10 protein-coding genes and 1 pseudogene are annotated in these 22,867 nt (G+C 69.4%); 3 read left to right on the forward strand and 8 right to left on the reverse strand.

Annotated elements, in window-relative coordinates; all coding sequences use genetic code 11:
* The first annotated feature begins 548 nt into the window (after positions 1 to 548).
* Positions 549 to 1,148 carry a GOLPH3/VPS74 family protein gene (locus ACZ5CR_RS42910; protein WP_468868468.1) on the forward strand — a complete coding sequence of 200 codons (600 nt, stop codon included), beginning with the start codon at positions 549 to 551 and terminating at the stop codon, positions 1,146 to 1,148.
* Between the two features lie 654 nt (positions 1,149 to 1,802).
* Here ACZ5CR_RS42910 and ACZ5CR_RS42915 read toward each other — a convergent pair.
* The 3 genes from ACZ5CR_RS42915 to ACZ5CR_RS42925 form a co-directional block, all read right to left on the reverse strand.
* Complete coding sequence (locus ACZ5CR_RS42915) at positions 1,803 to 2,033, reverse strand: hypothetical protein (RefSeq protein ID WP_468868471.1); 231 nt, start codon at positions 2,031 to 2,033, stop codon at positions 1,803 to 1,805.
* A gap of 284 nt (positions 2,034 to 2,317) precedes the next feature.
* The gene (locus ACZ5CR_RS42920; RefSeq protein ID WP_468868473.1) at positions 2,318 to 3,256 is read right to left on the reverse strand and encodes an NADP-dependent oxidoreductase; all 939 of its coding nucleotides are present in this window, start codon (positions 3,254 to 3,256) and stop codon (positions 2,318 to 2,320) included.
* Positions 3,257 to 3,367: 111 nt separating this feature from the next.
* On the reverse strand, positions 3,368 to 4,195 hold the full coding sequence (locus ACZ5CR_RS42925) for a helix-turn-helix transcriptional regulator (protein WP_468868475.1): 828 nt from the start codon (positions 4,193 to 4,195) through the stop codon (positions 3,368 to 3,370).
* 650 nt (positions 4,196 to 4,845) lie between these two features.
* On the opposite strand from ACZ5CR_RS42925, the gene ACZ5CR_RS42930 reads away from it, so the two are divergent.
* Positions 4,846 to 5,652, forward strand: a complete 807-nt coding sequence (locus ACZ5CR_RS42930; RefSeq protein ID WP_468868477.1) for an SDR family oxidoreductase — start codon at positions 4,846 to 4,848, stop codon at positions 5,650 to 5,652.
* Between the two features lie 27 nt (positions 5,653 to 5,679).
* On the forward strand, positions 5,680 to 6,573 hold the full coding sequence (locus ACZ5CR_RS42935) for a helix-turn-helix transcriptional regulator (RefSeq protein ID WP_468868483.1): 894 nt from the start codon (positions 5,680 to 5,682) through the stop codon (positions 6,571 to 6,573).
* Positions 6,574 to 7,290: 717 nt separating this feature from the next.
* Here the strand turns inward: ACZ5CR_RS42935 and ACZ5CR_RS42940 are convergent.
* From ACZ5CR_RS42940 to ACZ5CR_RS42960, 5 genes and pseudogenes are all read right to left on the reverse strand, one after another.
* The gene (locus ACZ5CR_RS42940; RefSeq protein ID WP_468868487.1) at positions 7,291 to 8,163 is read right to left on the reverse strand and encodes a TauD/TfdA dioxygenase family protein; all 873 of its coding nucleotides are present in this window, start codon (positions 8,161 to 8,163) and stop codon (positions 7,291 to 7,293) included.
* A 25-nt stretch (positions 8,164 to 8,188) separates the two neighbouring features.
* Positions 8,189 to 17,515, reverse strand: coding sequence for an amino acid adenylation domain-containing protein (locus tag ACZ5CR_RS42945; RefSeq protein ID WP_468868489.1), 9,327 nt, complete (start codon positions 17,513 to 17,515; stop codon positions 8,189 to 8,191).
* Complete coding sequence (locus tag ACZ5CR_RS42950) at positions 17,512 to 21,510, reverse strand: non-ribosomal peptide synthetase (RefSeq protein WP_468868491.1); 3,999 nt, start codon at positions 21,508 to 21,510, stop codon at positions 17,512 to 17,514. Before ACZ5CR_RS42950 ends, ACZ5CR_RS42945 begins: the two co-directional genes overlap by 4 nt.
* A 389-nt stretch (positions 21,511 to 21,899) precedes the next feature.
* Positions 21,900 to 22,296: pseudogene (locus ACZ5CR_RS42955) on the reverse strand (signal peptidase I).
* Positions 22,297 to 22,457: 161 nt separating this feature from the next.
* The coding region (locus tag ACZ5CR_RS42960) for a glycosyltransferase (RefSeq protein ID WP_468868493.1) at positions 22,458 to 22,867 on the reverse strand (410 nt) is incomplete at its 5' end.

The following is a 22,867-nucleotide window of genomic DNA, read 5'->3' on the forward strand; positions in this document are numbered from 1 at the left end:
CTTCGTGCTTCCCACCCCCCTTTTTTTGTCCCGTCGTTCTCCGCTGTCTCCCCTTTCGTACTTTCGCCCCCCATTTTGTGGGAGCGAAGGCACCCCCCGCGGCCCCCCCCCCCCCCCCCCGGTCCAGGCTGGAGCCGTGGAGTTCCCGGTCGACGTTGCGCCCGCCCGGGCCGTTCCGGTACTGCCGGTCGGCCCGGGCGGGTGGTACGAGCCGAAGTTCGACGGTTCTCCAGATGCTTCAACATGTTCATCCCTCCATGCGGCAGGACGACTCGTGCGGAGGCGCCACGCGCCTGATGATCTTGCTTTTATCGACCGTTCGCAGCCGCTCAACGAACAGACGGACGAAGCGGCTCGGAGATCCAGTGCAGCGAGGACCCGCTGTTCTGAGGTCGTCGGCAGAAGCTCCCGCCGCCTTGCGAAAGGGCTCCGCGGCGCGGGCGGAGCGATACTGATGGTGACTGTTGTCCCGCTGCCGGACCGACCTCGGACGCGGGGCCCAATTGATGGGCACGTACCTTTCTCGATGTCTCCGAGGGGAGCCGTTCATGACTACGGCGAAAGACCTGTTCATCACCGCCATGGACCTGAAGCATTCCGTGGGGCAGGGTGACTTGTCCCTCGCACTCGCGGGAGCCGAGCTGATCGATCTCATCGGTGCGGGGGCGGTTGCTGTGGACGGCGAGGGCATTGTGCCGGGTGGACAGGTGACGCTGGACGACCGGTTCATGGGCGAGGCTGCGGCAGGGCTCACTCGGCAGGCGCCTTACGAGCGGATCGAGGACTGGCTGTGGCGCCGGGGCCGAGATCTCTCGGCCGCGTACCAGGCCGCCCTGGAGGAGAACGGTGAGCTGAAGGCGCGGCGAAGCGGCCGGTTGCCCTTCGGTTCGGAACGCGTGGAACTGGTCGATACGCCCGCGCGCCGCCGTGCAGCCGACCGCTGGAAAGAGAAGGAACCCGTCCTGGCCGCCCTCGTCTCGGTCGTGGGCATCGACGACGAACGGTCCGACGATGAGCCCGGCCTCGATGACGAGGCGGTGACGACCGTGCTGGCCGCCGTCCACGACGCGGTGATGGAGCTGGAGGCCGTACGCCAGCGGCGGACCATTGAGAACGCGGCCTTCGCCAACCTCTGGCGTGGACCGTGAGCCGAGCCCCCTCCGGGGGCGCGGTCCAGTCCCACGGCGACGGCGACGGCGACGCGATCGCATCGCCGTCGGGCTGCGCCTACAGCATGTCCGTGGACCGGTTCCGGTCAGGGCCGCGCCACGAAGGGATGGGTCGACGGCGGACACCAGACATGTCTTTCAGCGCGGGGCCGCGAGGGGAATCGACGTCGAGGTCGTCGTACTGTCCCTCGCCAGGGTTCCAACCTCAGGCGAAACGCTGGGGGGATCGAGCGGACTTTCGGCTGGTTGATGCAACACCGGCGGCTCGTCCGGGACTACGGAGGCCGCCCCCAGCGATCCGCACAAGATCCGCTGGGCCATGGCTGACAAACCAGCGGCGAACTCACCGGAGAATCCGCACCGACCTGGCGAATCGAAACCTGGACAGCGGGCTTGTCATCGGTTCACCGGGCGCGACTCGGCATCTGGCGACGAACTCCCTTTGTTGCCCATCGGAGAAGTCATCAGAGCCGCTGTAATGCCACCGATGCAGTGCCCTAACCCCGCTCGCTGGGGCGGCCGTCCGCCAGGGAGCGGTCGCGGGTCATGGGCGCCATGGCAAGCCGCGCGGCAGTTTCATGGCGCCGACGGCGACGGGGGGCCAGAGAGTCACGGGAGATCGCTTTCTGCTGTTCAGAGCTGCCAGAGGATCAGTGAGGGGCAGAGGGAGGCGAGGGCGCGGACGCGGTCGGCGATGGCGCGGCGAGCGACGTCGGTGGTGAAGGCGATGGAGTCGAACATGGTGATCTGTGTGCCGTCGTCGGCGGTCTTGTGGTGTTCGGCGGTCGTGACGTCGGCCGGGATCGGCTGGGCCGCCGAGGCGGCACCGATGATCGGCTCCCGCAGGGCGCGGCGTGCGGGCACGTCGCCCACCACCGGGGGCGCGGCGTCCCCATGGCCTTGGCCATGGGGACGAATACCTGGGCGAACTCGGCGTCGAAATCGAGGGACATGGCTGTCCTGCTCTCGTGGTCCATGGATCTGAGCTGGTGTGATGCCAGAAGGCGGTGGATCCCCAAGATCCCGGCTGTGGCCGGCAGGGGTTCGCTGGGGGCTGCGCTCTGCCAGAGGTGACAGAGCGCAGCCCCGCTATGGCGTAACCGCTGATGAGGCAGACGCGACGCGATCGCTGTGTCGGAGAAGGGCGCCTAGGCGAGAGAGACGGCGGGAAGGACGATGGCCTTGCCGGAGAGCGCGCCTTCGGCGGCCTGCGCGTGCAGGGTCGGCAAGTCGGCCAGCGCCACCCGTCGAGCGACGTCGACGTGCAGCACTCCGGAGTCGACCAGCGTCACCAGCCGCGCCAGCTGCGCGGCGTCGCTGTTGACGAACAGGTTGACGCCGCGCACGCCGCGGTCCTCATCGGACGGCGCGGGCATCCACACCGTCGTATTCACCACGATGCCGCCGTCGCGGACCACGGAGGCCAACGCAGCCAGTTGTACCGGCTCGACCGGAGCGAGGTTGAGCACGAGGTCGACCAGCGCGGACAACTCGGGAACCCCGTGTCCGAGCACCTCGTCGGCGCCCGCCGTCCTGACGCGTTCGCTGCTGCGCGGCCCGGCCGTGGCGATCACGTAGGCGCCGGCGTGCTTAGCCAGCTGGACGGCGTAGCCGCCGACCGCGCCGCCCGCACCGTTGATCAGCACCCGCTGGCCTGCGGTCAGCTTGGCGTGGTCGAAGAGGGCCTGCCAGGCGGTGAGCCCGGTCAACGGCAGCCCGCCCGCTTCGGCCAGCGGGATGCTCGCGGGCGCCGCCGTCAGCAGCTCGGCCGGCGCGAGCACGTACTCCGCCGCCGCGCCGGGGCCGGTCATCGGCAGGAAGCCGACGACCCGGTCGCCTGCCCTGACGCTGTGCACGTCCTCGCTCAGCGCATCGACCGTGCCCGAGACGTCGATGCCGGGTGTGTGCGGCAGAGTCACCGGGATGGGGCCCTGCATGAAGCCCGCGCGGATGTTGCCGTCGATCGGGTTGAACGACGTCGCGGCCACCCGGATCCGGACCTCTCCGGCCCCGGGGAGCGGCTGTTCCACCTCCTCGTACCGCAAGACGTCAGGAGCGCCGTACTCATGGAAACGCACTGCCTTCATTGTAAATACCAACTTTCATGACAGAGGAAACGCTTCGAATTTGAAGCATTGGGAGATCGGGGCACGCCTCAGCTTCGAGGCTGTGCCGCCAGGTGTGAGAGCCGACAGTCGCTAGTCGTCGACAGCGGCCAGGAGCTGTAGCTTTTCGTGGCTCGGGGAACCGGGCACGGCGGTGAATACCAGCAACGTCTGGCAATGCTCCGGATCCAGCAGCAACTCGGCGTACAGCTCCAGCTCCCCCAACTCGGCGTGCAGGTAGCGCTTGAGGTCGTGGTGGTGGGTCACTCCCACCTCGTGCAACCGCCAGATGTTCGCGAACTCGGGACTGACCTCCAGCAGCGCCGCGACGATCTCACCGGCCTTCCCCGAGGGGTCCGCCGTGTAAGCCTCCCGGATCTCCGCGGCGAATACCCGGCCCCGCCGCGGGTGGTCCTCGACGGGGTACAGGCCACGCACCCGCGGATCGTCGGTGAACCAGCGGTAGACCAGATACCGGTACAGCCCCGAGTACTGGGTGTAGTCACCGAGCAGCGCAACCGCCGGGCGCGTCTGCAACAACGCCTCGCCGCATCGTGACAGCACGATGGCGGGCACGTCCGAGAGGCCAGCGACGATCCGCATCATCGTGGGACCGACGTGATCGTCACGCAGGATCCGCCGAGGCGCCGGGATCCCGCCCAGGACGAAGAGATGGTCACGCTCGCTCAGGTTGAGACGCAACGCCCCGGCCAACGCGGCAAGCATCCGCTCCGACGGCGCCGGACCGCGCTGCTGCTCGATCCGGCCGTAGTAGTCGGCCGACATCCCGGCCAGCACCGCCACCTCCTCCCGCCGCAGCCCGCCGGTGCGACGCCGCTGCCCGCGGGCAAGCCCCACGTCCTCCGGCTGCAACGCCTCACGACGCGCACGGAGAAATTCCGCCAGCAACACCCGGTCCATCGTCCGACCTCCTCTGTTCGACAGGGCAATCTTGACGCGAAACGGAGACCGGATGAAGGGCAGTCTTAACCAGGGACAAGTTGTCCCTGGCTAGCCCCCGGAGCGTGCAGTCGTGAAGGACGTCCGGGCGAGGCCGACGGCGCCGCAGGCGTTGAATCCCACCGGGCCGCACGTGCGTGCGCGGCGGGCAGGACGATCGGCACCGACTCTCCGGCGGGTACCCGCGGATACCGACTGCTGCTGGACTTCGCCGACCCCGCGCCCGCAGGGGCGCTTGGGGTTAGGGGAAGCGGAAGGCGAGGGGTCGTTGGCCAGGGCAGTGGGGCTACGGCCAGCCGGGGGAGGGCGGGTAGAGCGGACCGATGACGTCGAACACACAGTGGGTCGGCGGCCTGTAGCGCGGTGCGTCGCCCGGCATCAAGCCGGTGGATCCGGGGTGAGTCAGCGCACCAGGCAAGGGGGGGTCTCACAGTACCTGTATCACCAGGATCTCCCAGACGTCCCAAACGCCTGTCAACCTGAATGAGTCGAAAGCGCCGACAACACTCCATGGACACGCACTGCAGGTTTACCCCCATCAGTTCAATTCAGCTGCCCCGAATGCGCGACCGTTTCGGCGCATTCGTCCACGACAGGAGAGACGGAAACCAATGGCGGACAACCAATTCACCACTCACACAGAACTTTTCGATCTGAGTGGGAAGTGCGCCCTTGTCACTGGCGGCACCAGGGGCATTGGGATGATGATAGCGCGCGGCCTTCTCCAGGCGGGCGCCCGCGTCGTCATCAGCTCACGAAAGGCAGACGCGTGCGCGGAGGCACAGCAACTACTGTCCGAATTCGGCGACGTTCAAGCAATTCCCGCCGATCTGTCCAGGCACGACGAGTGTCAGCGCCTCGCTGATCTTGTCAAGGTCGACTCGGAACGCCTGGACATCCTTGTCAACAACGCGGGAGCGATGTGGCGCGAGCCGCTGGAGACGTTCCCGGACGAGGCCTGGGACGCAGTGCTCGACCTCAACCTCAAGTCGCCGTTCTGGCTGGTGCAGGCGCTGCTCCCGGCACTTCGTAAGGCGGGCACCGCCGATGATCCCGCACGGATCATCAACATCGGCAGCATCGCCGCCATCCACGTCGCCCCGTCGCCCAACTACTCGTACGCCAGCAGCAAAGCGGCACTCCACCAACTCACCAGGGTACTTGCCAGGGAGTTGGGCCCACAGCACGTCACGGTGAACGCGGTGGCACCGGGAGTGTTCCCGTCGCAGATGATGGACTCCACGATCGATGCCATCGGCGACACGATCGCGGCGGCGGCCCCCCTGCGCCGGCTCGGCCGCGACGACGACATGGCGGGTGCCGCCGTGTTTCTCGCCAGCCGGGCTGGGTCCTACCTCACGGGCGCCATCATCCCGGTGGACGGCGGCACCGCAACGACCGCATCGGGTCTCCATTAAACTGCGGGACGGTCTTACGGTGAGGAGATGACCGCGATGGATCTACGCACCGAAATCCGGGAGTTTCTCAGCTCACGTCGCGCCCGCATCGCACCCCAGCAGGCGGGCCTGCCCGCTTACGGGGGCAACCGCCGGGTCAAAGGTCTGCGCCGCGAGGAGGTCGCGCTCCTGGCGGGGGTATCGGTCGACTACTACGTGCGCATGGAGCGCGGCAGCCTCGCCGGTGCCTCCGATGGCGTGCTCGACGCGTTGGCCTCTGCCTTGCAACTCGACGAAGCCGAGCGCGACCACCTGTTCCACCTCGCGCGCCAGTCCAAGGCGCCCAGCGGCCCACGCCGACGTAGGCCTGCCGTGACGGTGCGCTCGACGCTGCAGCAGGTGCTCGACGCGATCTCCGATGCGCCGGCCTGGATCGGTAACGGCCGTTATGACGTGCTCGCCATGAATCAACTCGCTCGCGCGCTGTATTCACCGGTGCTGGCCGACCCGCGACGGCCCGCCAACACAGTGCGGTTCGTCTATCTGAACCCCGAGGCCGCCAGAGATTTCTTTGTCGACTACGACCAAATTGCCGGTGACGTGGCCGCGAAGCTACGCATGGAAGCCGGCCGCAATCCGCACGACGAGGAGCTGATCTCCTTGGTCGGCGAACTGTCAACGTGCAGTGAGCTATTTCGGCAGCGGTGGGCATCTCAGGACGTGCGGCTGCACCGGTCCGGCCGCAAGCGTGTGCGCCATCCGATCGTAGGCCAGCTCGACTTGGACGTTGAGTCCCTGGATCTGCCCGCCGAACCCGGCCTGCGCCTCAACGTCTACACCGCACCCGCGGGCACACCGACCGCTGACAAATTAGCGCTCCTGGCGTCGTGGGCGGCCACCCAACAGAGGCTGGCGACCGAGTTCGAAGCACACAACGGATAGTTCAGCTCCTTCAGCCGTACTAGTCAGCGGACCCTGACGTGGGGCAACAATCTGCCGGAAAGTGAACACGGGAGTGAGACAAAAATCAGTGTGGACGCGCGCGTGAACCGTTGAGCCCGGATCCAGCGGCTTGAGTCCCGGTTGATCGTTTCGGGGTCGTGCAGGCCGTATGTCGTGCAGGCCGTATTGGGGCTGAGCTCCATGGCCAGCGTTCGGGCAGGGGCAGGGGGAGACAGCAGGCGGAATCTGCCCGAATCGGTCGCGCCACCGCCCCGGTCCGAGGAGGCACTGCGGGCGCCGCGGGAGGTCGGGGCACACGCTCCGTACTGCCGGGTCATCCTCACCGTGTACAAGATGAAGCGACTCGGCTGCGACGCCGCCGAACTCACCGCGCTCGCCGACCACCTCACCGCCCACGGCCTCATCGTGGAGATCTCGCCGGGCCCCTGCCCGGCATCTACGATCCCACCGGCCCCGGGAAGCTGCTGTTCGCGTTCTTCGCGGCGATGGCGGAGACCGAGCGGGAAAACATCCGATGTGGGATCTGACCAGCGTAAACGCGGAATGTAAAGGGAGGTGGCCATGATCCGGCCCGGGTGTGGTCCGGATCATGCCCTCGGCCTCGATCCACCCGGAACGGCACTGATCTCACGCAGCCCGGTGAGGCGTCGTGTGCGGGCCCGAGGGCCGTGCACGACGCCTCACCCCTTCAGGACATCAGCCCTTGACGGGGCCGCCGTTGATGGCGATGCGCTGGCCGTAGCGGGTGTAGGGGTAGTAGTCGTACGTCGCGTGGTGCTGGACGCACCGGTTGTCCCAGAAGACGAGCGTGCCCGGGGTCCAGCGGACGCGGCAGTGCAGGACCGGCCTGCGGGCGATCATGTCGAAGAGCACGTCGAGCAGGCCCCGGCTCTCGTCGGGGGAGAGCTGCGGGATGCGGCTGGTGTAGGCCTTGTTGACGTACAGCAGTTTGCGGTCGGTCTCGGGGTGCCGGGCGACAAGGGGGTGTTCGCTCTTGGGGATGACGTAGTCCGCGGGCAGCGCGTATCCCGCCAGGGCCTGCGCGCCGTCGTGTATCGCGGTCAGCGGGTCCAGCAGGGCGCGCATCGTCGGTGAGAGCATGTCGTAGGCGAGGTGCATGTTGGCGAAGAGGGTGTCTCCGCCGCATCCCGGTTCGGGGGTCTCGGTGATGTAGAGCATCGACCCCAGGGACGGTTCGGCGTCGGCGGTGCCGTCCGCGTGCCAGCCGTTGCCCGCCACGTTCGCCGCGGCCGATGTCGTGCGGATCTCCAGGATGTAGGGATCGCCCTCGGGCGGTGGCGGGTTGACGGGGCGCAGTTCGCCGAAGGCGGCGGCGAAGCGCCTGTGATGCTCGGCGGTGATCGTCTGATCGCGGAAGACGAGAACGTGGTGGTCGCGGAAGGCGGCCCGGATCTCTTCCAGTTGCTCCGCCGCAATCTCCTGCGACAGGTCGACGCCTGAGACCTCCGCCCCCAGAACGGGAGTGATCCGCTCGACGGTGAGCGTGCGGTAGGGGTACGCGGGACGAGTGGTCACTGCTTCCAGCGCTTCGAGTTCGTATGACTCCATGTCAACCTCCAGAGGCGGGGTGGGTTTACAGGTCGGCGGTCCCGCGGGCACCGGCACCCGGGGACGCCAGCGTCGCCCTGATGGTCTCGGCCACCGTGTCCACGTGGGGTGCCGCGACGATGCCGTAGTGGTCCGTGGGCAGATACCTGCGTACGGCGGACGGAGGCAGGCAGGTGTTCCACTGCCGGTCCGGTTCCTGAGGGTCCGCGGGGGTGGGCATGCCCGCCGTGGGGTGTTCGGCCAGCCACAGATACGTGGGGACGGAGACGAGTGGCCGTACGCGATGTTCCCCGAGGCTGCGCAGGTTCGCGCGGCAGCAGCGGGCCAGCCTCTCGGCGTACGCCTGTGCGTGCTCGGTCGGCAACGAGGAGGTGCTGGCGCCGAGTTCGGCGGCGAACACCCTGTCCAGGTGAGCCTCGTCGTAGGCGGCGACCAGTGCTTTCGCCTCGGGCGGTGGCGGATCCAGAAGGTGGAGCGACTCCAGCGGCCGGCTGCCGGCCGACTCGGCGAGACCCGCCATCTCCATCGCCACGCGGGCGCCGTAGGACCATCCGGCCAGGTGGATCCGGTGGTCCGGTCCGCCGAAGCGCTCACGTAGCTGCGCGTCGTAGTGATGGGCCCGCTCGGTCAGTGACCACGCGGGCATCCCGGTGTCGCGGAGTGCCGGGTCGGCGATGAGGCACACCGTCGGTGCGGGGCCGAGCGCTGCCACCAGGGAGCGGTAGGCCTGGATGTCTCCGCCCACGGGGTGCACCAGGCACAGGACGGCCGAACCGGTTCCCTCCTGCCAGATGTCGAGGACGACCCGGGAGGTGCCCCCCGCCACCCCGGTGGTGGGCTCGGCGGAGGTGAGGGCCGCCTCGACGTGTTTCAGGATCTCCGTGAGGCTGACGCGGTGGCTGAAGGAGGCCAGGTCGACCTCGACGCCGTAGTCGTCCTCGATCCGGGCGATCAGGCTGATCAGGGTCAGCGAGTCGGCGCCCAGGTCGTAGAGGGAGTCATCGGGGTCCAGTTCGTCCACGCCCAGCAGATCCTGGATCACCCGGGCCATGGTGTCCGCCCGCTCTCCGGAACCGCCTACGTCGGAGCCTGCGACGAGGGCTTCCTCCTCTCCGTCCGTCGGGTGCACCGGTCCGGAACGCGAGGGCGGGGCCGCGATCCCGGTCGGAGCGTAGAAGGCTCGGGAGACATCGATGTCGGTGGTGGACACGAGGAGTTGGGGCAGTTGCAGGGCCAGGGCATGCGCGAAGACCGCTTTGCCCTCCTCGACGGTCAGGCCGACCGTGAGGTGGGCCTGATGGCGGCTGTCCGGGTTGATGACCTGGGTCGCCATCCCGGTCTCGCTCCAGATGTCCCAGTCGATGCCGATCCGGACGGTCGTCTCCGTCTCGGTGGCCCGGTGGTGGGCGAAGCCGTCGAGGAGGCTCGCGTCGGCCGCGTAGTCGCTCTGGCCGACACCGCCGAGCAGTGCGGACATCGAGGAGCAGTAGACCGCGATCTCCGGGCGGAAGGCTCCGATCAGGTGCTCGACGACGAGTGCGCCCCTCTCGCGGACCGCGGCGGCGTTACGCATCGCGGTGGCGTCACGTCGTACCAGCAGCCCGCCGTGTCCGAGACCGGCCGCGTGGATGACGCCGTCCAGCCGTGACGTGTGCTCGGCGACGGCCGCCGCCACATCGTGGACGGGCATGGTCGCGAGATCCGCCGGGACGAGGCCGACGCGGTGGGCCCATCCGGTCAACTCCTCCGGCAGCCGCGGGTTTCGCGACAGCAGCAGGACGCGACCGCGGGTGTGTTCGAGCAGCCAGGCGGCGATGGCGCGGCCTATGCCGCCCGTGCCGCCGAGCACCAGGTGGACGGTGTCCGCTCCGGCCGGTACGAGGGGCCGCGTCCCCTCCGGTTGCGGTACGGGTACGGTGCCCGGCCGCCACCAGTAACCCTGCCGCAGCGCGAGCTGGCGCGGTAGATCCGGTCCGTCGGGATGACCGGTCTCACGTGTTCCGGCGATGACCGAGGCCACATGTCCGGCCCAGCGGCTGAGGTCGCCGTCGGGGAGGTCGAGCCAGTGTCCGTTCAGGGCGGACTCCTGAGGGGCGACCTCGACCGGCCCGGCGAGGAGCGCCAGCTCAGGTCTGTCCACCGTGCCTGTCACGGGCCGGGCGCCGTACGACAGCCACCACACACGGGGGGAGCCGTTTCTCCCGGTCAGTGCCTGGGCCAGGGCCGCAGTGCTGTCCAGGCAGGCGTGACGGGCGTGTTCCAGGGTGCCGGGACCGACCGGGCCTGTCACGTCGAGGGGCAGGGTGTGCACCCACTCCGTGTCGGCGGAGGCGGGGACGCCGTCCTCGGACAGCGCGTCGAGCAGTCGGCGCAGAGACGCCGGGTCGGCGGGGTCCGCGTCGTAGGCGTTCGGTCCTCTGCGGGCGAAGGCGCCGGCCGGGTGCACCCGTATCACCCGCGATGCCACCGCCTCGAAGGGCGCGAGCGCTGTCCGCGGAGTGTTCTCGGAGGCTACGACGACCACGGTGGACGCGCGGCCGGCCGGCACACCGGTGTCCGCGACGGCGGCACGGCGCAGCCGGACCCAGTGCGGCTGGTGCAGCCAGTTCTCCCGGGGAAGCCGCCGGGGTGTGGCGGCAGGGACCTCGCGAGGCTTCTCGGGCAGCCGGTCGAAGTCGTGTTCCGTGAGGGAGAAGGACGGGGGAGGGAAGTCCCAGGGCGCCGGAGCGGAGCCCGCACCCCAGTCGACAGTGCGTCCGGCTGCCCAGTCCTCGGCGAGGTCGTGGGCCGTGCGACCGGCCGCGGAGACCGTGATGGCGTCCGGGTCCGCGGTACCGGGCGGCACCGCTCCCGCGGCCACCTCGCGCAGCCAGCGCTCGGCCGCGGCGGCGTCCGTCACGGGTGCCGCGGTCCGCAGGCGGCGAGCGACCCGCCCGGCCTGGAGGTGACGCAGCACGAACCCGTAACGCTCCGGGTGGAGTTGGAGGTAGTCGGCGATCCGCGCGGCGTCGGCGGCGAGGACGTCCGTCGTGGAGGCCGACAGGACCAGGCACTCGGGTACCTCGCGGTTCGCCACCGGTCCGGGCGCGGTGTCCTGCTCCACGATGACGTGGGCGTTGGTGCCGCCGATCCCGAAGCTGCTGACCGCGGCCACCCGTTCGCGTCCCCCGGGCCAGGGCGTGGCCTCGGCCGGGACGTAGAAGGGAGCGGGATCGGGGCCGATCTCGGGGTTGAAGGCACGGAAGTTGAGGTTGGGCGGGAGCGTCCCGTGGTGCACGGCGAGGACCGCGCGTACGAGGCCCACCACACCGGCGGCCGCGCCCATGTGGCCGAGCTGGCTCTTGACGGAGCTCAGAGCGCAGCGGCCGGACTCGCTCACGTCGAACGCCTGCTGAAGCGCTCCCACTTCGATCGGGTCGCCAAGACGGGTGCCGGTGCCGTGTGCCTCCACATAGCCGAGGTCGGCGCCCGTGCGTCCGGCGCGGGACAGGGCGGCCTGGATCACCTCCCGCTGTCCGGCGAGGGACGGCGCGGTGTAACTCATCTTCGCCGCACCGTCGTTGTTGATCGCGGAGCCTGTGATGAGTGCGTGGACGGTGTCGCCGTCGCGCCGTGCCCGCCGCAGTGTCTTGAGGACCACGACGCCGACGCCGCTCGCGCCGACCGTGCCGGTGGCGTCGTCGCTGAAGGGCCGGCAGTCGCCGTCCGCGGAGAAGATGTGCTGCGGGCGGTAGCGGTAGCCGCCGGTCAGCCCGGGGTCGATGAGTACTCCTCCGGCGAGCATCACGTCGGCTTCGCCCTGCCGGAGCAGACCGGCGGCGAGGTGCACGGCGACCAGAGAGCTGGAGCAGGCTGTCTGGGCGCTGAACACGGGGCCGGTCAGCCCGAGGTGGTACGCCACCTTGGTGGCCAGGAAGTCCTTCTCATGGTGGAGGGCGAGCTGGAAGCCGTCGGGCAGCCGTTCGGGGTCCGCCTCGCGCAGCAGGGACTGGAAGTAGGTGTTCTCCCCGGCTCCTGCCACCAGGCCCACCCGGGTGGCCGAGGTGTCCGCCACTCCGGCGTGCGCCAGGGCCTGCACGCCGGCCATCAGCAGGTGACGCTGCTGGGGGTCCATCAGACGTGCCTCTTGGGGGCTGATGCCGAAGTGGCCCGGGTCGAAGTCGAGCATGCCGTCGAGCGTGCTGTGCGCGCCGACGACTCCTTCCGGCGCGTCGATGCGGCGGATTCCGGTGCCGCCGGAGACCACAAGATCCCAGAAGGCGGCCAGGTCCGGGGCGCCGGGTACCCGTACCGCCATGCCGACGACCGCGATGGGCTCGCCGGGTTCGGGGGCCTGGTCGTTTTCCGCGGCCGGTGGGGTGAGCGGTCGCGGGGTGGTGAGGTGGCGGGCCAGGGAGCGGACGGTGACGTGCTCGAACAGATCCGCGACGCTGAAGCGCAGACCGAGTGCCGTGGTGCAGCGCAGGTGGAAGCGCATCAGGGCGAGACTGGAGGCACCCGCCTCGAAGAAGGTCTGGTCCGGTGCGATCGCCGACCCGGTGACCTCCTCGAATGCGGCGGTGAGGAGCTCCTCCTCGGCCGACAGGCCCGTGCGGGTGATCGCGGAACGACGTATCTCTTCCCCCGGTGTCCGGACGGCCGACTGCCGGTCCAGCTTGCCGCTGGGTGTGCGGGGCAGTCTCTCCAGTTTGCGGAAGCGGTCCACACGTACGTAGGAGGGCAGCAGGGCGGACAGATGCGCGGTCAGTTCCTCGGCGGACGGCGTTTCGCCACGGATCTCCAGGCCGGCCGTCAGCTGCTCTCGGTCACGTGTGACGACGGCGTTGACCACTGCCGGATGGCGCAGCAGTGCCGCCTCGACGGAGCCGAGTTCGAGCCGGTGCCCGCTCAGTTTGATCTGCTGGTCGTCGCGGCCCGCGTAGTGCAGCAGGCCCTCCCGGTCGAAGAACGCCCGGTCACCGCTGCGGTAGAACAGGCCCGCGCCGGGGAGTTCGACGAAGCGGGTGTCGTCCGGTGCGGGTTCGTCGAGGTAGCAGCGGGTGGTCATGGTGCCGCCGATCAGCAGCTCGCCGGCGCACCCGGTCGGGGCCGGGTCGCCCTGGGCGTCCACCACCCGCAGATCGGCGCCGGCCACCGGGCGTCCGATGGCGGGCCGCTCGGGCCACTGCCCGGGATCTCCCTCCAGGCACAGGGCGCTCACCACATGGGTCTCGGTCGGCCCGTAGTGGTTGAACAGGCGCGCGCCGGGGAGTCCGGCGAACCAGCGTCGGATGCTGTCCGTACACACCAACTGCTCGCCCGCGGTGACTACTTCGCGTAGCCGGGAGGGGTATCTGTTCAGGCGGACGGCGTACTCGGCGAGCAGGTGCAGGGCCACATAGGGCATGAAGATCCGCTCGGCGCCCGCGGAGTCCAGCCGGTCCAGGAGCGCGGGTACGTCCTGACGCCACTCGGGACGAATGAGCTGGAGGCTGCCTCCCGTGCACAGCGTCCCGAAGATCTCCTGGAAGGACACGTCGAACGCCAGCATCGAGAACTGCTGGGTGACCGCGGGGGCGGTCAGGCCGCCGGGACCGGACTGCCACCTGATCAGGTCGCACAGGGTGCGGTCGTGGATCTGCACGCCCTTGGGGGCGCCGGTGGAGCCGGAGGTGAACAGTGTGTACAGGGGGCGGGCGCCGTCGTGTGCCGACGCGTCGACCGTGCGTCGGCCATACGTCTGCCCGTCGTACGACGCGCTCGTGCCGTCGCCCTTCACCGGCGCCGGGACCGCCGGTACGACGAGGTGGCGTACCACACCGTCCGGGAGCAGCGTGTCCAGCGTCGTCGAGCCGTCCCGCGTGGCCAGGACGCACAGCGGGTCGATCTGTTCCAGGACGCGGCGCAGCACGTCGGCCGGGTAGGAGGGGTCGAGGGGCACGGCGGTGACGTTCAGCCGTGCCAGCGCCAGCAGTGCCACCACGTGCTCGACGGAGGGCTCCAGGTACAGGGCCGCCCGGCAGGGGGTGCCGTCGGCCGGGATCGGGTAGCGGTCGGCCAGTTCCGTGGCGAGTGCGGCGGCCCGGGCGTCGAGGGCCGCGTAGCTCAGGGTGACGCCGTCGGCCGTGACGACGGCGGGGGCGTGCAGAGTGCGGGCGACCTGCAGGCCGAAGCCTTCGGCGATCGTGCTGAAGCCGGTGTCCGGGGCGGGTCCGCGGCCGTGCTCCGGAAGGGAACGCCGGTACGGCACGACGAGCTCCCGGGCGGTGGAGCGGCCACCGGCCGCGAGCGCGTCCACGCCTCGCCGCAGCAGCTCCGCCATCGCCTCGACGTCCTCGCCGGTGAACCGGTCCTCGGCGTACTCCCATAGCACGTCGAGTCCGTCCGCGTGCTCGACCACGGTGACCGTCATCGGGCACTTGGCCTCCGGCGCCGCCCACCACAGGGGGCGCGGGGCGCAGCCGGGCAGCCGCAGTGCCCCGAAGTCGGTGTTCTCCAGAACGAACAGAAAGTCGAACGGCGTGCTGTCGCCGACGCCCTCCCAGCCGGTCAGGACGTCCGTGAGCGCCACGCCCTGGCATCCCAGCACCTGCCCTGTGTCGGTCCCGGTACGGGCGAGGTGCGAGCGCAGGTCCTCACCGGGCGCGACGGTCAGAGGCAGCAGCACGGTGTTCGCCATCATGCCCACGCTGTTCTCGAACTCGCGCACCGGGCGACCCGCGACCGGCGCGGCGACGCGCGGGCGGACCAGGCCGGTCACCCCGTACAGGCACCAGGAGAACACGCTTAGCAGAACCTGGAACCGGGTCAGTCCGAACTCGGCGCACAACTGGTCCACTTGGGTCCGCCGAGCGACGTCGAGCGACGTGTGCAGCAGGTTCGCCCGCGGTGCCGGACCGGCGTCCTGGGCGGGCAGCGGCTCCAAAGGTTCATCCAAACCCCGGTAGAACGTGAGGAGTTCAGCGCGCTGCGCCTGGTAGGCGGGGCTCGCGAACCGGTCGCTCTGCCAGAGGGCGAAGTCCAGCGGGGTCGGAGCGGGTGACTCGGGCCGGCCGCTTTCGGCGTAGGCGGTCGACAGGTCGTGCAGCAGGATGCTCAACGACCAGCCGTCCACGGCGATGTGGTGCAGGTGAAGCAGGAGCGTGCCGCCGTCGTCACGCGGCAGCCAGCAGGCTCGGAGCATGCGGGGGAGGGCGAGGTCGAAGGGCTCGGCGAAGAAGGTGTCGGCGAAGGCGTGTGCTTCTTCCTCGTCCCAGGCATGCTGGGGGACTGGTTCGTGCCAGGGGTCGTACGGCTCTCCGACGGTCTGCTCCAGGCCGTCGGGCCCGAGGCCGAAGCTCGTCCGCAGCGCCTCGTGGCGTGTCACCAGGCCGCGCAGCGCTCGCCGTAGGCCGGCGGTGTCGACGGGTCCGTCCACGCGGAAGGCCTGGTTGACGGAGTAGGCCCGGGAGCCCGGGGCGTGGCGCTGTACCAGCCAAAGTCGCTGCTGTTCGCTGGTGGCGGGCGCCGAGCGGGCACCGGAGACCACCGGTGCCGGCAACTCACTCTCCGCGCCGGGGCGGACCGTGGCGACCGACCTGGCGACGGCGGCCAGGTCGCCGTGCAGGACGGCCTCCTGGGACAGCTCGCGGCCCCATCGCTGTCGTACGGCGAAGCAGAACCGGAGTGCCTTCAGCGAGTCACCGCCGCTGGCGATCCACCGGTCGCCGAGCCCGAGGCCGGTGGTGCCGAGTATCTCCTCGGCCAGTTCGACGACTCCGCGCTCCGTCTCCGTCATGGCCGGTCCCTCGGAGCCGGAGGAGGCGGGCCGCCAGGGCCGGTCGGTCTGCCGCAACAGGGCGGCCTGGTCGATCTTGCCGTTGGCGTTGAGCGGAAGCTCGGCCACGAGATGAATCCGGTGGGGGCGCATGTAGGCGGGCAGATGAGCCGCGAGGTGGCTGTCGAACTCCTCGTAGGACAGTTCCTGACGGAGCACGACGAACGCCAGCAGTTCGTTGGGCCCCTCCTTGGCCGCGCGGCGCGTGCACACGTAAGCCCGTTGGACCGCCGGGTGGGCGCGAACGCGCCGTTCCACCTCGCCGGGCTCGATCCTGAAGCCACGGACCTTGACCTGGCGGTCGGTTCGTCCGACGTACTCCACCAGGCCCTCGTCGTTCACCCGTACGAGGTCACCGGTGCGGTAGTACCGTTCCTCGCCGCCGTCCAGCCATGCGAGCCGCACGAAGCGTCGCTCGGTCTCCTCGGGGAGGTTGCGGTATCCGGCGGCGAGCCCGGCTCCGCTCAGCAGGAGTTCGGCGACCTCACCGGGTGCGGCCACCCGCTCCTGGCCCGGCACGACCAGGACGGAACCGGTCTGCGGCAAGGGCCCGCCGATCGGCACCACGTCCCCGTCGAAGTCCCGCGGGATCGGATGGCACAGGGCGAAGGTGGTGGACTCGGTCGGCCCGTAGATGTTGAACAGACGGGTGCCGCTGTCGGGGTTGTCACGGTACCAGCGGCGTATTGTCCGGGCGTCGAGCTGCTCACCGCCCACCAGAACCTCGTCGGCCGCGGAAAAGCAGTCCGGCACGGCCGTGACCATCGTGTTGAACAGCGCGGTGGTGATGAAGAGGGTGTCCACCCTCTCGTGCCGCAGTGCCGCGGCGAAGCGCTCGGGAGTCCGCACATCCTCGTCGCCCAGGACCACGCAGCAGCCACCGGTCAGCAGGGGCACCCAGACTTCGAAACTCAGCGCGTCGAAGGCCGGGTTGGCCAGGCAGGCATAGCGCAGGCCGGGCTCGACGCGGATGTAGCCGGGTTGTGCCAATCGCTGGATCCCGGCGTCACGGACCTCGACTCCCTTGGGCTGCCCCGTCGTTCCGGAGGTGTAGAACAGGAAGGGCACCTCGCCGGGGACGGACGGTTCCTCCACGGCAGCCGCGGCGTCCGGGAGTTCGGGCAGAAGGGCGTCCGCGGCGAGCACCTTCACGTGCTGCGGGAGCCCGGTGACGTCCTCGATCGACTCGTGCACCAGGGCGACCGCGGCGGAGTCCCGGAGAATGAAGTGACGGCGTTCCGCGGGGCTCTGCCTGTCGAGGGGCACGACCTGCGCCCCCAGCCGCAGAATGCCCAGCATCACGCAGACCAGCCGCCACGACCGCGGCAGCGCCACCGCCACGGCCTGCCCCGCGGTGACGCCCCGGCGCGCCAGCTCCTGGGCGACACCGGCGGCCGCCACGTTCAACGTCGCGTAGTCGAGACTGACGTCGCCGTCGATGACTGCCTCGGCGTGCGGTGTGCGAAGAGCCCGGCGGTGAATCTCAAGGGCTATCCCGGCCGGGACGCTCAAGTCCTCGGCCACGTCGGTGGGGGACGTTTCGGCATGCGGTTTCATCGTGCCTCCGACGTGCCTGAAGGTGTGGTGCACTCCGTCTCGCCCTGGCCGGGGGCGGAAGTCAGCCGGAGCAGTTCGGCGGTGAGGACGGCGGCGACGCGGGGCAGTTCGTCGCTCTCCAGCATGTCCCAGTGACCGCAGGCGACCGGCTCCACCACGAACTCGCCGCTCACGCGATGCCGCCAGAACGCGCGCAGGCGAGCGGCGGCGTTCTCGACGTCAGCTTCTTCGTTCTCCACGGCCGTCGCCTGCATCAGCACGACACGGGCGGGCGATCGGGGTACGGCGTAGTCGCGCCCTGTCTCGCGGTGGTGGTTGTAGACGTTCAGGTACCGGGCCACCTGGTCGTCGTCGATACCCGGGTACATGCCGTTGAAGCGCACCAGCTTCTCCCGGAACTCCTCCATGCCGACCGGCGCGATCGCGGCACGCTGTTCATCGTCCTCGGCACCGTGGGTGTCGAGGAGGACCACGCTCACCTTCTCGTGCCCGGCCGCCACCAGGCGGCGGCCCATCTCGTACGCGATGAGACCTCCGTAGGAGAGCCCGCACAGCACCAGTGCCTCGTCGGTGCGGGGACCGATGAGCCGCAGATACTCCTCGGCCATCGCCTCGACACCGGGCAGGGTGGACTCGCCGGGATTGATGCCGGGTGCCTGAAGCCCCACCACGCCGATGTCGTCGGCCAGTTCGGCGGACAGCGGCAGGTAGCAGAACGCGGTGCCGCCGGCGGGGTGTACACACACCACGCGCTGTCGGCCGCCGCCCGCACGGAATTCGACCAGGTTGCCGGGTTCCGCGGACCGCGCGGTATCGCCCCCGTTGCCGCGCACACGCTCGGCGAGCGCCTCGATGGTGGGGTGCAGCATGACGTCCCGGACGGGCAGAGCGACGCCGAGTTCCTCCTGGACGGCGGACGCCATCTTGATCGCCGATATCGAAGTGCCGCCCAGCTCGAAGAAGTTGTCACCGATACCGATGTCCGGGTGCAGCAGCACCCCGCGCCAGACCCGGTACAGCGCCATCTCCACACGGTCGCGGGGCGCGGCCGTGTTGACCTGCCCGACGCGGGTTTCCGCCGTGGCGCGCAGCACCTCTCTCCGGTCCACCTTGCCGCTGCGATTCAACGGCAGTCGCGGGAACTCGGCCACCACGGCGGGGATCATGTAGTCCGGCAGACGGCCCCCCAGGGCCGCACGCCACTCGTACGGCAGCCGCGTGGCCCCGGCGTCACATCCCACGCCGGCGACCAGGCGAGGCCCGCCGGGGGCGTCGCGATCGGCCAGGACGACGGCCTCCCGAACCCCGGGGACCGCCAGCAGCGCCGCCTCGACCTCGCCGGGTTCGATACGGAACCCGCGCAGCTTGAGCTGGTCGTCGCGGCGGCCGACGTACTCGGCGTTGCCGTCCGGCAGCCAGCGCGCCAGGTCGCCGGTGCGGTAGAGGCGTTCACCTGGGACGAACGGATCGGGCACGAAGAGTTCGTCGGTGAGGTCGGGGCGGTTCAGATATCCACGGGCCAGACTCGCTCCGCCGAGGTAGACCTCACCGGGAACTCCCACGGGCACCGGACGCATGCGGTCGTCGAGCAGGTACAGACGTGTGCCACGCAGCGGCCGCCCGATGGGACACGACCGCTCGTACGGCTGCGGGTCGGTGTAGGCAGTGGAGTAGAGCGTGGCCTCGGTCGGGCCGTAGCCGAAGCAGATGCGCAGGCCGGGCAGCAGCTCACGCATGCGGTGCAGGGTGCTCTCAGGCAGGGATTCCACTCCGGTAAGGAGCTGACGCAGGCTCGATCCGGCCAGGCGCGCGGCCGGATCCTCGCCGATCCACAGGACATAGGACGGAGGCAGAAACGCCTGGGTGACCTTGTGTTCACGCATCCAGTCCAGCAACGCCCGTGGGTCTCCGCGGAGTTCGTCGGAAACCAGGTGGAGCACGGCGCCGGTGGTCAACGGGACGAGGAGTTCGTGCACCGACGCGTCGAAGCCGATGCTCGACCAGGCGGAGGATGCCTCGCCGGGGGCGTCCCCCATGAGCTCGCGCCAGTGGTCGAAGAGATTGACGACGCTGCCGTGCGTCACCGCCACGCCCTTGGGGCGACCGGTCGACCCCGAGGTGTAGATGACGTAGGCGAGCCGAGTCCGGTCCACGTCGATGACCGGTGCCTCGTCGTGCGACCCCTCTGCCTCCACCTTCGCCAGGTGCTCCCACAGCCGTCCGCGGTCGTCCGCGGTGTCCCTCTCGTCGGTCAGTACGAGGACCGGTGCGGCGTCGCTCACCATGGCGCCGAGCCGCTCCGAGGGCTGTCCGGGGTCGAGGGGCAGGTAGGCGGCACCGGACTTGAGGATCCCGAGCACGCCGATGACGAGTTCGGACGTACGTCCGGCGTGCAGGCCCACCACACGATCGGGACCGGCACCGCGGGCGATCAGCGCATGGGCGAGACGGTTGGCCCGGCGGTCGAGTGTCGCGTAGTCCAGCTCCGCGTCATCGGCCACCACCGCACACTGCCCGGGGCGTTCTCGAACCTGCGCGGCGAAGCGCTCCAGTACGTCTGCCGACGCCGTGTCGGCCACGGCGGGCCCTGTGCTGAAGTCGGCGAGGAGCGCCCGCTGCCCGTCCTCGTCGAGCAGCGTCAGGTCGGCGATCTCGGCATCGGGCCGCTCGGTCATCAGCCGCAGCACGCGCAGGAATTGACGTATGAACCGTTCGATCGTCGCCCGGTCGAAGAGCGCCACCGCGTAGTCGATCTCCCCGGTGAGGTGCCGCCCCTCGTCGGCCAGGGCCAGGACCATGTCGAACTTCGCGGGTACGTGGGCGGCGTCCTCCCGCAACTCGACCTGCAGGCCCGGAAGGTCAAGCTCCTGCCGCATGGAGGGGACCCAGGCGAACATGGTCTGGAACAGGGCTGTGTAGGAGGGGCTTCGCGGTGGGTTGACCAGTTCGACGACTCGTTCGAAGGGGAGATCGACGTGCTTGAGGGCGTCACGGATCCGCTGGTTCACCCGCTTCAGGGCATCCTTGACGCTGGGTGAGCCGGAGAGGTCCGCGCGCAGGGCGAGAGTGTTGACGAAGAAGCCGATCAGGCCCTCGACGTCGCCGCGTCGACGGTTCGACGTGGGGGCGCCGACAACGATGTCGTCCTGCCCGGAGAGCAGAGACAGCAGCACGGACCAGCCGGTGAGCACGGTCGCGTAGAGGGAGACATCGTTGTCTGCGGCCAGCGCGCGCAGGTCTCGCGTCAGATCCTCGTCGACGGTCACGGGCAACCGATCGCCGTTGAAGCTCTGCTCGGGCGGGCGGGGCCGATCAGTGGGAAGGGAGACCACGGCCGGGATGTCGGCCAGCGCGGTGGTCCAGTAGTCGGCGTGCGAGGCGGGCTCGTCTCCCGACATCCACTCCCACTGCCAGCGCGTGTAGTCCCTGTACTGCCAGGTGAGTTCGGGCAGCGGGACGTCCTGCCCCCGCTGAAGCGCGGAGTACACCACGCCCAGCTCTTTCAGCAGCAGGGAGCGGGACCAGCCGTCGAAGACGATGTGATGCGCCATCAGGATCAATACGTGATGCTGCGGTTGGAGCGCTATCAGGCAGCCACGCACCATGGGCTCCTCGCCCAGGCGGAACGGGGTGCCCTCCACCTCCGACCGTATGCGCGCGAATCGTTCGGCCCCGTCCGGCAGGCCCGTCAGATCCTCGAAGGTCACCGGGAACCCCGTGTCCGGCGGATCGACGACTTGAAGAGCCGAACCCTCGAAGGGGACCAGCCGGGTGCGCAGGGCCTCGTGCCGGGCCGCGAGCAGATGCAGCGCCTTGATGAGCAGGTCCCGGTCCAGCGGCCCCTGGATTTCGAAGGGCATCGGCTCGTTGTAGGCGGCACTGGCGTCTCCGTCCATGCGCGCCATGACCCACAGACGCTCCTGAGCCAGTGACAAAGGTGCGGGTTTTATCTCTTCGCCGGGATGATTGCTGACTGCGATTCGAGGTAAAGACACAGGGCGCCCTTCACGGGAAGAGAAAGCGGCGGAAATCGAGTAAACCGCGATCTGAAAGCAGTACCTGCAGGGCTGGCGCCCTCGGCCGGATCTCAGCTGGAAGCGAGCGGCTATCCGACCTGGTCAACGCTGTCGTTGCGTTGCCGTGCGGGCAGCGCGGAGTGGGGGAGAAGCTCTATAGAGTTGAGCGGGGTACCTGCAGAGTGGCGATTGCGGACGATTCTGCCTATTCGGCCGCCCGCATGGGTGGCTGATTTCCGTTGATGCTAAATGTGCTTCGATTGGGTGGTCAACCGTGACCAACGCCACACCCATTCAGCGATGGAATACTGTTTGCGCTCGGCATGCGACATTAAGGGGTTTGCCTAAAGATAGTGGACCATACGGGCTCAATGGTTCACTTCGGTCGTGCCGCGCTCTCCCCGTCGTGGGACGGCGTATCCGGAGACAGAAGGCCATCGCAAGGTGATGACCCTGGAGTCGTCCTCGGCGAACCAAAAGCGATCCGCCCCCGGGCCCAGACGACATAGTCGCCTGCCGCTCCAGCAGCACGCTGCGGCCGGGGAACTCCATACGGAAGCGTCCAGTGATGAGAACCAGCAGAGCTGTCCGCACCTCACCCCGCACCCACTGCGCTCGTCGCTCACCGCGTGGATGGACACCCCACTTCACCTCGACGGCGTCGCTGTGGCGGGGATCGCCCTGCTCCATGAAATGCCCGAGCAGCCATCCCCGGTTCACTCTCGCGTCCTTGCCCGCATTGCCTACGTGTACGCCGCCATCCATGAGCCCGAACGCTGGCAACCGCGGGTGCGGTGTCGGCCGCAGCACGATCAACCACGGCGCCACGGTCCTCACTTGCCGAAGCCCCGGACGGGTTCACCCCGGCTGGGGCTCCTGTCTTCGGACCGGCCCGAGCACCCCCGAGCACTACGGGCCGACGCCGTTCACCGAGACTCGTCAACCAACCGGCGTGCGGCCACGTCCGCTCCGTCGGTGCGGAGCCGGTTGCCCAGGGACTTCGCACGGGCCCGGGTCTCGGGTGACAGAGCGGTCTTGAGCGCGATGCCCAGAGATTCGACGCTCGTGGTCGGAGCGTCGAGGGCCGCACCGAGGTCCAACGCCGCCACCCGGCCCGCCCAGTAGGGGTTGTCCGACAGCTGAAGAGGTATCACCACTTGGGGCGTGCCCACACGAGCCGCCGTCAGTGTCGTACCCGCGCCGCCGTGGTGGACCACAGCGGCCACCTTGCCGAACAGGTTCTGATGGTTGGCCTCGCCGATGGCGAAGCAGTCGTCCCCGTCGTCGATGAGATGCAGGTCCGCCCACCCGCGGGACACGAGCACGCGGTGCCCCT

The organism is Streptomyces sp. NPDC031274 (genome assembly GCF_055570235.1).

Excerpts from the sequence above, each read along its gene's own strand:
- ACZ5CR_RS42910 (WP_468868468.1), top strand. The coding sequence starts at position 549 with ATGACTACGGCGAAAGACCTGTTCATCACCGCCATGGACCTGAAGCAT.
- ACZ5CR_RS42920 (WP_468868473.1), bottom strand. The coding sequence starts at position 3,256 with ATGAAGGCAGTGCGTTTCCATGAGTACGGCGCTCCTGACGTCTTGCGG.
- ACZ5CR_RS42925 (WP_468868475.1), bottom strand. The coding sequence starts at position 4,195 with ATGGACCGGGTGTTGCTGGCGGAATTTCTCCGTGCGCGTCGTGAGGCG.
- ACZ5CR_RS42930 (WP_468868477.1), top strand. The coding sequence starts at position 4,846 with ATGGCGGACAACCAATTCACCACTCACACAGAACTTTTCGATCTGAGT.
- ACZ5CR_RS42935 (WP_468868483.1), top strand. The coding sequence starts at position 5,680 with ATGACCGCGATGGATCTACGCACCGAAATCCGGGAGTTTCTCAGCTCA.
- ACZ5CR_RS42940 (WP_468868487.1), bottom strand. The coding sequence starts at position 8,163 with ATGGAGTCATACGAACTCGAAGCGCTGGAAGCAGTGACCACTCGTCCC.
- ACZ5CR_RS42945 (WP_468868489.1), bottom strand. The coding sequence starts at position 17,515 with ATGAAACCGCATGCCGAAACGTCCCCCACCGACGTGGCCGAGGACTTG.